This is a genomic window from Bradyrhizobium sp. 604_D8_N2_3, from assembly GCF_051810765.1.
GTDB lineage: Bacteria > Pseudomonadota > Alphaproteobacteria > Rhizobiales > Xanthobacteraceae > Bradyrhizobium > Bradyrhizobium barranii.
In genome coordinates, this window is sequence record NZ_JBPWPM010000001.1 from 8068609 (window position 1) to 8083138 (window position 14530).

Below are 14530 nucleotides of genomic sequence, written 5' to 3' on the forward strand. Positions count from 1 at the left end.
CTTCAAAATGTGCGCCGCCCTGGCTGAGATCGACCGCGACGATACCGGGATAAAATGCCGACGACGCCCGGCATCCGCCCAGGCTTGCGGCGCATATCATTGGCGCCGATCTGCCACAGTCACGCATCACGTCTTCCACTTGATCATCGTCCGCAGGATGCTCATTGGGCGGCCGGCGTAGGGCGGCTGAAATAGCATTTGGATCGGCGAGAGAGGACCTTGATAGAAGACCGGGCGCAATTTTGAAAAGGTGTTGAACCCCTCGCGCGCGTGGTAATGGCCCATACCGCTCGCACCGATCCCACCGAATGGCAGGTCGTGCTGGCCGACGTGCAGGAGAGCTTCATTGACCGATACGCCACCCGACATCACCCGCGAGATGTAGAAGTCGCGCAGCTCGGCATCGGAGGTGAATGGATAGATTGCCAACGGTCGGTCGTGACTATTGATATAGTCGGCGACCTCCTGCCGATCTGTATAGGTCTTGATCGGCAGGATCGGGCCAAAGATCTCGCGCTGCATGACAATCATGTCGTCCGTCGGATTTAGCACGAGATGCGGTGGAAATTTGCGCTGCTTCGTGTCCGGAATCTGCCGTTCCGCAAGATTGACCAGGACTGCACCCTTTGTACGGGCATCCTCCAGGGTCGCCTGCAGCCGCGTGAACGACGGTTCATCGATGATCGACGTGTAGTCTTGACCGTTGATGTCCGGGAAGCGCTCGGCAAACAGCTTGCGGCAATGATGGACGAACTCGTCCTCACTCCCTTTGGGCAGAAACATGTAGTCGACATTCGTACAGATCTGACCGGCATTGAACATCTTCACCCAGAGAATGCGCTCTGCCGCTGTCTTGACCGGGAAGTCAGGCCCAACAATTGCAGGTGCCTTGCCGCCCAATTCAAGCGTGACAGGGGTGAGGTTGCGGGCCGCGTTTGCCATGACTGCGCGACCAGTCGCGCCGGATCCCGTGAACAGCAGATGGTCGAAGGGCAATGACGAGAATGCGGGTCCTCGTCCGCCGCCATCCTCGAAAAAGGCAAGCTTCTCGAGCGGGAAATACTTTGGCGAGACACGGATCAGGACCTCGGCGAGCGCTCTTGAATTTTCCGACATCTTGACCATCGCACGATTGCCGGCGGCCAGAATTGCGGCGAGCGGGCAGAAGCTGAGGTTAAGCGGGAAATTCCAGGGAACGATGACCCCGACGACGCCGAGCGGCTGTGGGATGACGCGGTTGCGCGCGAGCGGGTAGGTCATGAAGTCGACGTGCCTGCGCTGCGGTTTCATCCACTTTTTCAGGTTCTTTCTGGCGTCGGCGATTGTTTCCAGGACAACGAAATATTCGGCGAACAGGGTCTCGAATTCAGACCGGTTGCCGTAGTCGGCGTTGATCGCTGCGACCAGCTCGTCCTTGTTGTCCTTCAGGAGTTGCCCGAGGGCCTTCAGGTCAGCAATGCGCTGATCGTAGGATGGCTCGGGCGCCGCCAAATAGGCCGCCCGCTGCGCGGCGAAGCAGGACTGCAGTTCGGCGGGAATGTCGACGGAACGGAAATTGACAGGCACGTTCATGATGTTCGCTTTCTCTGGGTTTCGCGTGTCCTCCAGGTGGATAACCAGGGCACGCGCTGACCGTGACCGTGTCAACTCCAAGTCAGTGCATGCTTGCGCTCGCATGGACGGAGCCCGGCCTCTCATCCATGATCCGCTTGATGGCGCGAGCGCAGCAGCCGCACTGGGCGCAGCATCCGAGGCAGGCATACACCTCGCTCATGCGGGGCCGTCGCGCTTCTTTTATGACCACTGAGCGCACCTGGTGGTCGCTGAACACATTGCAAGAACAGACGATCATCGCCTTCTCCTAACCAATACCAATGAGTCGGATGAAGACCGCCACAAGCGCGGTGCTCCAGCCGCAAGCACGATGGTTTCCGCTCGGCTCATCTCGGTGTGGCCAAGAGGCCGCTCGCGGACCAGATGGTTACCCATTCCAGCTCCTTCCGAGGCATCGCGAACGCTTGCTGCGGCGCCTCGACGCTACCCGCGTTCAGGTGGCCTTCTGCTTAGCTTCGGTCTGCAGGTCTGCTTCGGTGAAGCCACGGCCGCCGGGGCGGAGCGCCGAATGTTCGCGCTTTGAGTGGACGAGCGGGTAGAACATCTGCGTCGTCCAGCGCTCCGGGCCAAACAGGATGTCGTCCTGCAGGCCGACCTTGGCGGGATATTTGCGTGTGATATGCGCCGTGCCGAACAGCACGTCCCAGAAGAACAGCAGGTTGCCGAAGTTGCCCTTGTAGTGGCCAATGCCATCTTCGTTGGTGAGCGCATGGTGCGCCTGGTGCGTGGCCGGCGTGGAGATGGTGCGCTCCAGCACCCACATCAGCGGATGCAGCGCGCGGATGCGGTACAGCGGCGCATCCCACGCCCAAGCGCAGTGCGCGCCCAGGATGACCGCCAACTTGATCACCAGGTACGCCGCATAGACTGGGCCGAAACCCAGGTACACCGCCACGCCGCCGATCCACAGGCCCGGCATCATCAGGTAGTAAAAGAAGTTGTTGCGGTAGGTAATGCGCACGCTCATGTAGGCCGCGCTGTGATGCGCGCGGTGCAGCGGCCACAGCAACGGCGTGTGCGAGGCGCGGTGCCAGAGGTACTGCGTGAGGTCATCGCCGATGAGCAGCAGTCCGGCCATCGCCCACCATGGCAGGTTGGCCCAGGCGTCGTGCTGCGTCGGCATGAGCCAGCTGCACAACGCGTTGCTGCCCAGCAGTGCGATAGGCTGGGTGATGGCGATCAGGCTGACGAACATCAGCACTTCAAGCCAGGCGTCGTTGGCTGTCGCGTTGCCGCGCACGGTGGCTTGATACCGCCGGGTGACGAACTCCATGGCGGCAAAGCCTAGGATGCAGGCGCCAATTAAGAGGTACTGCAATTGCGAGCTCATATGGGACGTCTCCTGCCGCTCTCATGTTTTGAATTGTGGAACGGTCTAAGGGGTGTCGCCATATTGCGTCCAATGCATAATATTCATCGTCTTGATGCATGGAGAGCAATGCCGTGAATCTGCGCCGCCTGAATCACGTTGTCGCCCTTGCCGACACTCTGCACTTCGCCCGCGCCGCCGCAGCCGCCCACCTGAGCCAGCCGGCCTTCAGCCGCAGCATCCAGGCCATCGAGAACGACCTGGGTATCCGCCTGTTCGACCGCGACGTTGGTGATGTCCGCCCCACCCGTGCCGGGGAATTCGTCATTGAGCGGGCGCGCAAGCTGCTGTTCGAGGCGCGTTGCCTGCAGCGCGACGTGGATCTTTACCGCGACAGCCAGCTCGGCGACACGGCCTTCGGCGTCGGGCCGCTGCTAACGGCCACCCTGATGCCACGCGCGCTTGTGGCGTTGCGCCGCCAGCACCCGCAGGTGGCGCTGCGCATGGAGGTCGGCAACTGGGCGCAGTTGCTGGAGAGCTTGCGTACCGAAAGCATCGAGTTCTTTGCCGCCGATGTCCGTGACATGCCTGGGGATGCCGCGCTGGACATCCAGTTGATCGGGGGGCAGCAGGCCGGCCTGTATGTGCGGGCAGGACATCCGCTGGCCGGGCGCGAGCACATGCTGCAGGACGTCTGGGCGTACGGTCTCGCCGCACCGAAGTTGCTGAGCCCCTCAAAGGTGGAGCTCGCCGCCCTGCTGGGCCTGCCTGCGGGCCAGGAGGCCGCCATTGCGCTCGAGTGCGACAACTACGGCCTGCTCAAGACGGTCGCGCTCACCACGGATACTGTTCTGGGTGCGACGAACGCGGCGGTACGGGGGGAGCTGGAATCCGGCGCGCTTGTCCGGCTTGTCGTACATGGCTGGCAGTCGCCGCCGTCAAGCACGGGCATCGTGTGTTTGCGAGGGAGAACCTCGTCGCCGGCAGCCAAGGCAACCGTAGCAGCGATTGTGCGGGCAGCGGCCGAGATCAACGTCTAGGCGCCTTGTCGCACTCGACGCATCGTCCGGTGCGGATTACCGGCCTGTCCATATGACGACTGTTTCGAAGTGATCGACCAGACGCCGGAGTCTGCTTGTGGCCCTTAGCCGACCTCGCTAATTTCCCAAATGTCCGCTTTGCCCTCGCAAGCAGAATCAGGCAGCCGACCGACATGGGCCAGATTCGGACATCGCAGCACAATGGGCATCTTGATCAACTCGAAAAACCGCTGCAGCAGGTCGCGACGACCACGATAGCAGTCGGGGCTCGCTCTGGCCGGCAACCTCGATCATGCGAACGTTAGGGACCGAGCGGCGTGAGGGCGCTGCGCAGTGGCGCGCTGGAAATCTGCATCAAACCCGCAAATGGCTGACCCAGCTCCAGGACCAGGTAGATCGCCCCGGCGGCCGACAGTGCAAAAACGAACAGCGAGCCGAAAACGGTTGCGCTGGGCTTGGCAAACAGGCCGAAGCTTCCAAAGATGATGGTGAGCCAGAAAATCAGCACCACCAGGAACGGCATAGGGATCGAGTTGTTCGTCTGTGCGAACAGCAACAGGCGGGTTTGCGCAATGTCGGTGGCGATCTGTATGGCCCTGGCTTGCAGGGAGCGCTGGGAATCGTTCTGCGGCGAAAGCTCCTGAAGCTTCGCAAAGAATGCTTCGCTTACGGCGCTGGCCTCGAAGGGGTTCGCCTTGGCAACCTCGGAACTTTTCTCGCGCCACATTCGATCGGCTAAAACAACGATGGCGCGCCGCAACAGATTGCGTTCGTCATTCGCCTCCGGTCCGTACTGCGCCAGCAGATTGTCGAGCAGGACAACATTACTCGTCATCTGCGTGACTTGAGTGCTCTGCGTGTCGTAGGAGCCCTTCGCCGAGGCGATCAGCAGACCGAGGACAAGCGCGGCTATCGTCCCGATGAGGCCCGTGCCCAGCCTGACCACATCCTTGTCATCCGTGCTCAAGTGATGCCCAGGAAGGAACATACCGAGCAGGGCACCGCCTGAGATGCATAGAAACGTGATGCACGATAGCGCGATTGCATTCATGATTCACCACTGTGTTGCGAGGCGTGTCGTGACTTAGCGCTGTGTCGCCTTCGCCGCGGAGGCAACTGCGGGTCCCTTGGCGATCAATGTGCGTCGGTCGTGAATCAAGCTCTCCAGCCGGTGGGCTGCCACGTTCAATGTGGCATCATCCACCGCGCTCTCGTCTCCAGCAGCGGATTTGGCGAGCTCCGCCTTTAGAATGCGGTCGATTTCGTCTTCGATATCCGAAAGTTCAGCCTCTGTATCGACTTTCCGAATCCGGCGCGCCAGGGCGTAGAGAGAATCGAGCGGGCCTTCGGCTGCGCGGCTGCCGAGGCCCAGGAATTTCCACGCCGCCGCAAGCATGGTGGCAGCGCCACCCAGTACCATCGGCGTCAAATAGATCCAGTTGCCGTACTCATCCATGAAGCTTTGCGTGGTGCTGTTGTAGACGGCTGCGGCGCCAGGGTGCAGCGGAAGGTAGGCATCCTGGTCGGTGCTGGGCGCGGTGATCTGCGCGAAAATCGGCTGCTCACGCAGAAGATTCCTGCGCGCGCTCATGATCGCCTCCGTGAGGTCGGTTACCAGATCAGTGCCAAGCTTCTTTTGCGCAACCAGATATAGCGAGGTCCTCAGAGTCGTCAGGTCATCTTCCGGGACCGGCGGCGATCCCCGCAGTGTGCCCTTCGGGACGTCGAAGCTTTCAAAAGCGCGCTCATTCTCTGCAATTGCCCCCGCGGACTCGATTGGGATCAGTACCGGGGTCTTTTTACGGTCAAGCTGAAAAAATCCGCGAACGAGCGAGAGGTATTTTTCGGCGAGCGGGATCACGACAAGCAGGGCGCTGACTTGCTTTGACTGAATGGCTTGCCGGACATCCGTCAAAGCAAGGTTCTTGAAGACAACTTTTGCGCCCGCCAGATCGTATCCCTTGGTCAACACATCGACAATTTTGGCGTTCACTGCTCCGCCGACCACGCCGACCGTGCGTCCCTTCAGGTTGGCAATGCTGTCGATGGACGATCCCGGCGGCGCGATGATCAGTACGACCATATGGCTGACGACGACGACGGCTTGCGCCTGCGACAAGTCGCCAACATCGCCGCGAACCACAGCGAGATCGACCTTGCCCGCGGAGAAAGCGGCAGCGGCCTCAAGCGCGGTGCCGCTGTCGATGACCTTGAGCCGGACCGGCGCGTTCGCTGAAACGAACTCGCCTGCCATCGCTGACATTGCCTTGGCCGCCTCGCCGTCGACCGAACCGACCGCCACAGTCAGCGTTACCGGGCGGCTGTAGTACCGATAGGCAAGGAGACCCGCGCCTGCCGCAAAGGCGACGACGCCGACGAGCAGGAAAAAGCGAAGCCACAGCGGCAATTTCATCGACATCATGCTCGCCACCTGTGTGGGTTCGCCACGTCCCTGCCGCTGTATTTCTGCACACCTGCGATGCCCGCAAACGTCCGCGGCCAGAATAGCTGCCAGCCGCCGCTCTACGTGCTCGCTGCTACGGCAGATGAGGACGTTGATCTATATCAAGCTCACCCACCGCTGAAGGTCTACGGGAAACGGCCGGCAAATCGGGCTGTTTGCGCGCCCTATGCGGCGGCTCATTCCCTCTCCTCGATCAGGGGTGATCATCATGCAATCCTCTTGGCCTAACGAGCCCAGTCGTCGCCTGGTTCTAGGCGCACTCGCAGCAGTGCCCGCATTCTCCGTGCCACTCGTTGCCGGTGCCCAGACACAAACAACGCCCGCGCAAGCACCGCTTCCCGCAGCCGGTTTTTCATTCGCTGCGGTCGGCGATACCCGACCGATGATGTACCTCCCGTTGAAAGAGGGACAACCGGACCTCAGCAAGTTCTTCGTCGAGATGTTCGGATTGGTCATGCCGGAAAAGGTCGCCGAGGCCGTCGTAGCGAAGGATGTGAAGATGATCTTCGATCCGGTCACAAAGGACCTGGTCAAGGTCGTCATGCCGTTCGCATCCAAGACGGAAGTGATGACCCTGACGGTAGATAAGGGTTGGGTCACTGAGGCATCCGTTGAAGACGTGAAACTGCTTCCCGGAGTGCATCGAACCATGTTCCGGCTTCAGGGCGGCGAATGGGTGACGCGCGAAATTGTCAAGGACGTTCAATCCGGTCGCGCCAAATTCGTGGTCAATAGCGGTGACGCTGTGTGGTGGGGCAATCAGGGCTTGACCGTGAGTGACAGCCCATACTGGAAGCGCGTGAACGAAACAATGTTGAAGAAGCTACCCGCGCCGGATGACGAGATGCGCGCGGCCGGTCTGGATGGGCGCTTTTTCATGAGTGTGGGTAATCATGAGGTGTGGGCCGACCCAAAGATTGAGGGCGTACTTTCGGCTGTGCCGTATCTGAAAAAATTCGGCGTCACGCCGGAAAACCTCATCTACAAATTCGACTTCAAGGGCACCCGCTTCATCTATCTCTGGAGTGGCAAGTACGATTACCGTTCGCCGTCGCTGTGGGACGCTGATCGGCCAAAATATGCCGAGCAGATGACCCAGCTTCAAAAGTGGATGGACGAGGCGAAGGCCAACGGCATTCGGAAGGCGTTTATCGTCTTCCACTATCCCGTGTTTGCGCGGTCAGGCTTAGGCCCGATCCCGGCTCCCGATAACCCGCACAAGGTGATTGCGTCGTATGCCAAGGACATGGAGGTGATCGTGTTGAACGGGCACGTCCACACCACGGAAATCTACGATGTAGATGGGGTAAAGTATCTGATGTTGGGCGGTGGGGGCGCAGAACAAGACCCAATCCTGCCGGGGCGAACCAGCATCAAGGTGCCCGCCGACTATCCGCGGGACCTTTACTGGAAGGGCCAGCCTCCGCAAGAGGAGTACAACTACGTGCTGGTGGACGTTGAACCCGGCCAGAAGACTAAGTTCACCCTCAATCGCTTCCGGCCGTGGTCGGCGGAGCCATTCGGGACTGAGGAACTCTTCACGTGACAGCAAGCGGGCAATAGGCCGGGAGTGAGGTTCTGGCGACAGTACTCCTGATTATTCACGGCTTGGTCGCCGTTGCACTGCTTGGCGCGATTACGCACCAGACCTTGGCGACGTGGGCGACTGTGGGAACGCGCCCCAGTTCGTTTTTCGGCCGCTTTCGCTCCGTGCCATCGGCCCGGTTCGCCGACGCCGTCGTCGTCTTGTATGCCATCTCCATCCTGCTCGGTGGGATCATCTATCTGTATTTTCGCGTCGACATCAGGCCAGAGTTAGAGCGCGCCGGTCATTGGCCAGCCCTGGGCTTCTTCGACCTCAAGGAGCACTTCGCCGCTATCGGTTTTGCGTTGCTACCAGCCTACTGGGTTTGCTGGCGACGGCCGCGTGCCGACGAGCCTGCTCAGACGCGCACGATGCTCACCTCGATCCTCGCCTTTGTCATCTGGTGGGGCTTCCTAACTGGCCACGTCGTAAACAACATCAGGGGTTTCGGCGCATGACGTTATCGGCTGCGTTCCGCCGCTTTGCATTCGCGTTCGGGACGACATTTGGCTTCCTCTACGTGGTTGCACTCGCAAAGGACCTTGCTCTTTTCACCGTTTTCCCGTCGCTCGGCATCGTGCTGGCGGGCACGCATCATTCGCGAGACGTTGCTGACCCTGCGATGGGATTTCTAGCTCCAGCGATGTACTGGTACGGGTGGGCCGCGACGGCCGCGCTCGGGGCACTGATCGTCGCCCTCGTTGCTGCGTCGTTACCCGGACGTTCAGTGCGAAACTTCTGGTCGGGATGGGTGTGGGTAATTCCCATCCTCTCGATGATCGCTTGCGTCTATCTCACCCTGCCTTGGTTTAGGCTCTGACTTGGGTGCTTCCGCACATGGATCATGACCGACCAAGCTCAAAGCGGGCTCTCTGGTCGGAAAACCGCTTCGCGCTCTTCCGGATCAAGCTTCAAGCAGCCCGATCCGGCCGCAAGGCCGCGTAGAGACCGACGAGGGTTCCGATGGCGACCAGGCCTGCCGCCAGCAGCACCTGCAATTCCCCATCATCGGTGGCGCCTGCGGACGACACCAGCCTGGTCACGACGACGAACAGAATGCCCACGGAGGCTGCTGCACCCACACTGAGATAAGCGAGCTCTCGCGTCAGGTTCCGGCCGAGAAGTCCGAGTGCCGTGAAATACATCGCGCAAGCGTTGGGATGAACGAACAAGGCAACGCGCGCGTACGGACCATAGGAGTCGAGAAGGGACTCACATCGGCCCAGTGCCGCTTTTGAGGCAACCCGTTGCAACATCGGTCTGAAAAAGCGAGCCTGTCCGTAACTCAGAACGGCGCCCACGATGATGGCCGCCCACGCCACGATGAAAACGGAGACATCCGCAGGCTTCGGATTGAGCGCCACGGACATCAGGATGAGGGCGGTTCCGGGAAAATAGCCGAAATACGGAAAGACCGACTCCAGGAGCACGCAAGCGAACATGAAGACCGGAAACCATGCCGAACCGGTCGCATCCTGGACGATGGCGTTCAAGTCGAACAGGTTCGTCTTGTACAGGACGAGGTACATGCACATGGCCAATCCGGCCAGCGCGTAGAACGGCAACGCCCCCGACAAAAACCGTCTCATCCAGCCGCCGCGCTTTGTTTCGCGGACAGGGCGGAGACCTTCGATATCGGGACAAGACGACGGAAACGCATGGCTCATGTTTAGGCGAATGAGATTGCCCCTGTCGATAGCAATCCTCGCCCCAGCTGCGCGGGCCATTCGCCGCATTGAAAATGCTCGCTGATCGGGAAGACGCAGTCGATCACAGACCTAGTGTGACCTCAGCCCAGTGCATCGCGGTGCTGCCGCCCAGAAACTCGATCACGCGGGGCTCGATGGTCTCCGGCCGATCGTGGCCAATGACAGCGGTCGCTGCGATCATGTCGCAACGCTCGTTGTAGACGACCGACACCAGCGTTTTGCCGGGAGCGCCACGTGAGTTGAGCGTGTAGGCGCGGCTGCGACCGTTCATCGACGCAATCCTGATGGGATGGCCGGAACCGCGTGGAGAGACTTCGCCCAGGAGAACGGTATCGCCCATGCGATCGAGATCCTCGTCATCGGCGACGCCCGTCGTGCAATTGCAAAAACCTATCTTGGCACGCAGGTACAGCGTCACCTCGACACCGCAGTCGGAAGCCCTGCAGCGGAACGCCTTTCCCTTGCCCCATTGGTCGATCGAGAAGGGCCACGTCACCTCCTGCCACACCGGCGTGGCGGAATTCGCGGCGGCATGCCGTGGCACATGGAGCCACAAGAGCGATGCCGCCAGCGCGCTTCCCAGCGAGATTGCTGCGACGGCGATGGCGGCTGCCCTTCTCATCATTTCACCGTTCTCGTTCCGGGTCAGTTGCTGGCGAGATATTGCTTCGCCGCCGCGACCTCGGGGCGTTCCGAATCGGCACTGGCCGTCAGCGTTACGAGCTGCTGACAGTTCTGTCGTGCCGCTTCCCTGTCACCAAGGGCTTCGGCCGCCTTGGCCGCTCCCGCGAACGCGTGCAAGCGGTTCGGCTCCTTCGCCTTGGTTGCCTCGAATGCAGCAAGCGCCTCCTTGGCCATGCCGCGATCGAGCAGCATGAAGCCGTAAAGTTCGCGTGCCGGCGCCAGCGGTCCGGGCGTGATCACGTGCTTTTCCGTCTTGTCCTCGGCATCCGCCGCGGCACTCATCGCATTGAGCGCCTCGTCATACTTGCCCTCGGCGTAAAGCACCCAGGCGACGGCGACCTGACGCTGGATGTCGACGATTCCGGACCAATAACTGTCCTTGGCGTCCTGCAGCTTGTCGCGCAATTCTGCCAGCTTCTGGATGTCGGCCTTGGCGGCCTCCGGTTTGCCGGAGCGCGCCGCGCCGAGGGCCCGGGCGAAATGCGTTACCGCCATCGCAAAGTTGAGGTTGCTCGGCCTGACCGGCAGCTGCGAGGCCCCCTCCCAATCGCCACGGTCGATCGCATAACGCGCCGGCGAAGCCGCCAGCGCGTAGTCTGCCGCCGCGACCGTCGCCTTGAAGTCGGTCTCCTTGATCATGTCGTCGATGACGGCACGCGCCTGCTTGTCCTGGCCGAGCTGCAGGTAAGCATAGACCATGTAGTCCTGCGCATGCAGGTAGTTGCCGACCGACTTTTCGGCCATCGCGGCTTTCACGGAAGCGGTGTTGGAGTCGATCGATTCCTTCCAATAGCCGACGCGCGTGTAGATGTGGGAGGGCATGTGCTGGGCGTGCGGCGCGGCCGGTGCGATCTTGGCGTAACGATTGGCGGCATCGAGCCCTTTCTGCGCCAGCGCCGGGTAGTCGTAGAGATGGATCAGATAATGCGTCACGCCCGGATGCATCGGCAGCCGCCTGGAGATCGGCTCGAGAATCGCCGCGCCTTTAATTTGCTGCGCATAGGTCTTGTCGTTCAGATCCGCCGAGGTATTGAGCGTAATGGCGTAGGCGATCTGGGCTTCGTCGTCGTCTGGATATTTTGCCGCGACGCGCGCCTGCGCGTCACGCAGCATGCGCATCCGCTGGACGTGAGGAATCTTGTCGTAGTCGGCATACATCACCATCAGCGCATCGATGTAGTCGCGTTCGCGCTCGGTCGCGGCGCCGATCTCCTTGGCCTTCATGATCGCGGCGAGGCCTGGCGCGAGGTTCGGCTTTGGAATCGCATTGTGCGGATTGTCCATGTAGGTGAGCGCAATGCCCCAATAGGCCATGCTGCATGTCGGGTCAGCCTTGATGGCTTCTTCGAAGATCTCCTTGGCGTTGGCGTACCAGTAGGAATGCTGATAGCGCATCCCGCGATCGAAACGACGCTGGGCCACATCGTTGCAAGAGGTCTGGAAATGAACGCTGCCGAGCTGCTGATCTACATCGTCTTGCGCGACCAGAGCCTGTGGTCCTGATAGGCCGAAACCGGCTACGATGACGAGGAACAGGGACTTCCGCATGGATCCCTCCCTTTGCCTGATACGCAATGAATTGGTCTTGATACCCCCCTCACTATATGACGTTCGCGGCTTTTGAACAGCGAAGTGAATCGCGGCAGCGCAACTGACCCAGCGGCGCCTCGAAGTTGGCGAAACCAATCCGAAGCCAGAGCCGTCGGAGTTCGATCCTTACGCGCGCATCATTCTGGCCTCGGATCGCGTCGCTACGCGATCGACAGAATCTCGATCTCTTGCGCGCCTGAACCCACGACATCGCCGACCGCCTTCCCGATCAGCGACTTCGCGACCGGCGCCACGAACGAGATCGTTCCGGCCTTTGGATCCGCTTCGTCCTCGCCGACGATGCGATAGGTCTGCACGCGGCCGTCGGTGCGGCTGAAGGTCACGGTGCTGCCGAAGGCGACGACATCGGTCGACGCCGGATCGGGAATGACCTGCGCCGTGCGCAGCCGTTCGGTCAGATAACGAGCGTCGCGCAAGGGCACCGCCGACTGTCGGCGCTTTTCGTTGACATCCTCGATGGCTTGCGCGGCTTCATAGGCCTCGCGCGCCTCGCGAAGCTGCGCCTGCAGCGCCTGCAAGCCGGCTTCCGTCACGAGGTTTGGATGCGGCGAGATCGGGCGATCCGGCAGCAGCGTCTCGGACGCAGTTTCGGCGCTTTCTTCCTTGGTAAAGGCGACGCTCAATTCAGAATCCTGTCGAACTGTTTCGGACACCCGCTCGCGCCTCGCCCCACAACGGGGAATCGCGCCGAACAGCAGCCGGTGATTGTCCCGGACTATATCTCAAGTTCGACGAAACGGCGCAGCTTGAAGACCAGGTCCGGTACGGCCTGGCGGAACCGCGTCGCGTTCTGGAACGTGGTCGAGAACGGCGCGAAGGTGATCATCGCATTCCAGTGCTTGTAACCGTAGACCGTGACGGAGGCGCCGGTCGCCGGAAAATTCTCCAGCTTGCGCAGCTCGCCAAGCACCAGATCGGCAATCGCCTCGGCAGGAAGCAACTTCTTGCCATCAGGCGTCGTCGTGATTTTCGCCGGCCGCTCGACCGGCTTCGCGGCAGCCGGCACGGCATCGGGCGCAGCGTCGGGTTCGGCCGGTGCAGGATCGGGGGTGGACGGCTCGATCAGGTCGAACCCGTTCGTCGGCGCTGTCGGCGGAACCTCGGTGAGCGGCGGCGGAGCACTGCTGTCTGCGCGCTTGTTGCCTCCCAGGATGCTGCTGATCATGGCCACAAGGCCAGCATCCTTCACGTCGTCGCTCATTTCTCCCCCCGGGCTTCGGCCTACTCTAGCACCGCTCTCGCGGACCGCCACTGGGGATGTATGGCCGGATTCCGCTTGGTTAAGGCGCTACGACAAGGCGTCACACCAAGGCCGTCACACGATGGCACCGGCGGCCCGACGTCCGATCACGTCGCCCGCCGTGAGACCCATCACCGCTTATCGAACGGAATGTACCGCTGGTACTGCCTGGGCACAGAGTTGCGGTAGCGCGCGGGCACGGTGCCGCTGTCGACCGAATGATCGATTTCCTGCTGCCGCGTCATCTTCTTCTTCGCCGGCTTCTTCGATGCGCTCTTCTTGGAGTCGGCCGGCTGGCTGGAGGTGTCGCTGGTCGCGGCCGGCGTTGTCGTCGTCGCTGCCGGCGCAGTGGTTGTCGCGGCAGGCGCTGCGGTTCCACCGGCGGCCGGCGCATTCTGGGCCAGCGCGAGCGGTATTTGCATGAAAAGCGCCAGCGCTGCTGTCGCAGCCAGCAAATATGACCTTTGCATTAGAACCTCCAAAATACCTGATCCGAATGAGACAAGCCTGGTTCTCCGGGATCGACGCGCGCAAGTCTGCTCACGATAGGCCCGGACCCCCACCGCGAACTGTGGCGTAGATCACATTGCTGGCCGCCAGCTGCGTCATGATGTGCCATGTCGCGAACGCACGGCATTCCGCCGACACCAAGATAGGCATGACATGCCTCAGACGAGCCCAGCTCGCTGACGTACCCGTCCACCCGCTCTCGAAGGAGATTGAAATGCGTCGCATCATCCTCACTCTCGCATCGTTCGCCGCCCTGGTCGCCGTAGCATCCCCGGCCGCCCAGGCACATCCTGCAAACGATCGATATTGCCTGCAGGGACGCATGTGGGGCTATCCCGGCAACTGCCAGTTCGCGAGCTATCAGCAGTGCCTCGCCACCGCCTCCGGCACGTCGGCCTCTTGTGGCATCAATCCGCGCTACGCGTTCTCGCAGCAGCGTGCCTACTGACGACGTCGCGGCGGGCGCGCAGGACGCGCCCCCCGCCACACTTATTGCGTGAAGACGATCCGCTTCGCCGACAGTCCGGCGAACTCACTTGCGCGAAGCCGCTCGTGCGCGCCGATGACGAGAATGTTATCCGTCATCGCACAGGGAAAAATTTGCAAAGCGCGGCCGCAGCTTGCTCGTAACGCTCCCTCCCGGAACAACATCGATGTCGCGCAGTGTGTGAAGCAGATCGCTTGTGGCACCCAATCGCCTGATCTAGCGTGACATGCATATTCTGTTGCGAACAACTTTAGCTTTATTCGTTGCACGTCGTGAC

15 protein-coding genes are annotated in these 14530 nt (G+C 61.2%); 5 read left to right on the top strand and 10 right to left on the bottom strand.

Annotated features, from left to right (window positions below):
* Positions 1-126: 126 nt before the first annotated feature.
* Both AB7245_RS38740 and AB7245_RS38745 read right to left on the bottom strand, forming a co-directional pair.
* Positions 127-1653 carry a coniferyl aldehyde dehydrogenase gene (locus AB7245_RS38740; protein WP_247346175.1) on the bottom strand — a complete coding sequence of 509 codons (1527 nt, stop codon included), beginning with the start codon at positions 1651-1653 and terminating at the stop codon, positions 127-129.
* Between the two features lie 394 nt (positions 1654-2047).
* Positions 2048-2944 (bottom strand): sterol desaturase family protein, encoded by an 897-nt coding sequence (locus tag AB7245_RS38745; RefSeq protein ID WP_038388984.1) that lies wholly within the window; start codon positions 2942-2944, stop codon positions 2048-2050.
* A gap of 113 nt (positions 2945-3057) precedes the next feature.
* On the opposite strand from AB7245_RS38745, the gene AB7245_RS38750 reads away from it, so the two are divergent.
* On the top strand, positions 3058-3963 hold the full coding sequence (locus tag AB7245_RS38750) for a LysR family transcriptional regulator (RefSeq protein ID WP_085398752.1): 906 nt from the start codon (positions 3058-3060) through the stop codon (positions 3961-3963).
* Positions 3964-4264: 301 nt separating this feature from the next.
* Here the strand turns inward: AB7245_RS38750 and AB7245_RS38755 are convergent, their stop codons facing one another.
* The gene (locus AB7245_RS38755) at positions 4265-5014 is read right to left on the bottom strand and encodes a DUF4239 domain-containing protein (protein WP_085398738.1); all 750 of its coding nucleotides are present in this window, start codon (positions 5012-5014) and stop codon (positions 4265-4267) included.
* Positions 5015-5047: 33 nt separating this feature from the next.
* The gene (locus AB7245_RS38760; RefSeq protein ID WP_085398739.1) at positions 5048-6385 is read right to left on the bottom strand and encodes a TAXI family TRAP transporter solute-binding subunit; all 1338 of its coding nucleotides are present in this window, start codon (positions 6383-6385) and stop codon (positions 5048-5050) included.
* A 310-nt stretch (positions 6386-6695) separates the two neighbouring features.
* Here AB7245_RS38760 and AB7245_RS38765 point away from each other — a divergent pair, with 310 nt between their 5' ends.
* The 3 genes from AB7245_RS38765 (at position 6696) to AB7245_RS38775 (ending at position 8832) form a co-directional block, all read left to right on the top strand.
* Positions 6696-7973 carry a metallophosphoesterase family protein gene (locus tag AB7245_RS38765; RefSeq protein ID WP_244623211.1) on the top strand — a complete coding sequence of 426 codons (1278 nt, stop codon included), beginning with the start codon at positions 6696-6698 and terminating at the stop codon, positions 7971-7973.
* A gap of 62 nt (positions 7974-8035) precedes the next feature.
* Positions 8036-8470, top strand: a complete 435-nt coding sequence (locus tag AB7245_RS38770; protein WP_085398740.1) for a hypothetical protein — start codon at positions 8036-8038, stop codon at positions 8468-8470.
* Positions 8467-8832, top strand: coding sequence for a hypothetical protein (locus AB7245_RS38775; RefSeq protein ID WP_028151240.1), 366 nt, complete (start codon positions 8467-8469; stop codon positions 8830-8832). The genes AB7245_RS38770 and AB7245_RS38775 overlap by 4 nt, the downstream gene beginning before the upstream one ends.
* Before the next feature lie 91 nt (positions 8833-8923).
* Here AB7245_RS38775 and AB7245_RS38780 read toward each other — a convergent pair whose 3' ends face one another.
* The 6 genes from AB7245_RS38780 to AB7245_RS38805 form a co-directional block, all read right to left on the bottom strand.
* Complete coding sequence (locus AB7245_RS38780) at positions 8924-9601, bottom strand: hypothetical protein (protein WP_085398754.1); 678 nt, start codon at positions 9599-9601, stop codon at positions 8924-8926.
* Between the two features lie 181 nt (positions 9602-9782).
* On the bottom strand, positions 9783-10346 hold the full coding sequence (locus AB7245_RS38785) for a hypothetical protein (protein WP_085398741.1): 564 nt from the start codon (positions 10344-10346) through the stop codon (positions 9783-9785).
* Between the two features lie 20 nt (positions 10347-10366).
* Positions 10367-11953, bottom strand: coding sequence for a tetratricopeptide repeat protein (locus AB7245_RS38790; RefSeq protein WP_085398742.1), 1587 nt, complete (start codon positions 11951-11953; stop codon positions 10367-10369).
* A 203-nt stretch (positions 11954-12156) separates the two neighbouring features.
* Positions 12157-12639 (bottom strand): transcription elongation factor GreA, encoded by a 483-nt coding sequence (greA, locus tag AB7245_RS38795; protein ID WP_085398743.1) that lies wholly within the window; start codon positions 12637-12639, stop codon positions 12157-12159.
* A 92-nt stretch (positions 12640-12731) separates the two neighbouring features.
* Positions 12732-13217, bottom strand: coding sequence for a hypothetical protein (locus tag AB7245_RS38800; RefSeq protein ID WP_071909689.1), 486 nt, complete (start codon positions 13215-13217; stop codon positions 12732-12734).
* 170 nt (positions 13218-13387) lie between these two features.
* Positions 13388-13726, bottom strand: coding sequence for a hypothetical protein (locus tag AB7245_RS38805; protein WP_085398744.1), 339 nt, complete (start codon positions 13724-13726; stop codon positions 13388-13390).
* Positions 13727-13980: 254 nt separating this feature from the next.
* Here AB7245_RS38805 and AB7245_RS38810 point away from each other — a divergent pair, with 254 nt between their 5' ends.
* On the top strand, positions 13981-14214 hold the full coding sequence (locus AB7245_RS38810) for a DUF3551 domain-containing protein (RefSeq protein ID WP_085398745.1): 234 nt from the start codon (positions 13981-13983) through the stop codon (positions 14212-14214).
* Positions 14215-14530 lie beyond the last annotated feature (316 nt).

What these genes read in the sequence shown, in the direction of transcription:
- AB7245_RS38810 (WP_085398745.1), top strand. Translation starts at nt 13,981, where the DNA reads ATGCGTCGCATCATCCTCACTCTCGCATCGTTCGCCGCCCTGGTCGCC.
- AB7245_RS38785 (WP_085398741.1), bottom strand. Translation starts at nt 10,346, where the DNA reads ATGATGAGAAGGGCAGCCGCCATCGCCGTCGCAGCAATCTCGCTGGGA.
- AB7245_RS38805 (WP_085398744.1), bottom strand. Translation starts at nt 13,726, where the DNA reads ATGCAAAGGTCATATTTGCTGGCTGCGACAGCAGCGCTGGCGCTTTTC.
- AB7245_RS38760 (WP_085398739.1), bottom strand. Translation starts at nt 6,385, where the DNA reads ATGATGTCGATGAAATTGCCGCTGTGGCTTCGCTTTTTCCTGCTCGTC.
- AB7245_RS38775 (WP_028151240.1), top strand. Translation starts at nt 8,467, where the DNA reads ATGACGTTATCGGCTGCGTTCCGCCGCTTTGCATTCGCGTTCGGGACG.
- AB7245_RS38800 (WP_071909689.1), bottom strand. Translation starts at nt 13,217, where the DNA reads ATGAGCGACGACGTGAAGGATGCTGGCCTTGTGGCCATGATCAGCAGC.
- AB7245_RS38780 (WP_085398754.1), bottom strand. Translation starts at nt 9,601, where the DNA reads ATGAGACGGTTTTTGTCGGGGGCGTTGCCGTTCTACGCGCTGGCCGGA.
- AB7245_RS38755 (WP_085398738.1), bottom strand. Translation starts at nt 5,014, where the DNA reads ATGAATGCAATCGCGCTATCGTGCATCACGTTTCTATGCATCTCAGGC.
- AB7245_RS38790 (WP_085398742.1), bottom strand. Translation starts at nt 11,953, where the DNA reads ATGCGGAAGTCCCTGTTCCTCGTCATCGTAGCCGGTTTCGGCCTATCA.
- AB7245_RS38745 (WP_038388984.1), bottom strand. Translation starts at nt 2,944, where the DNA reads ATGAGCTCGCAATTGCAGTACCTCTTAATTGGCGCCTGCATCCTAGGC.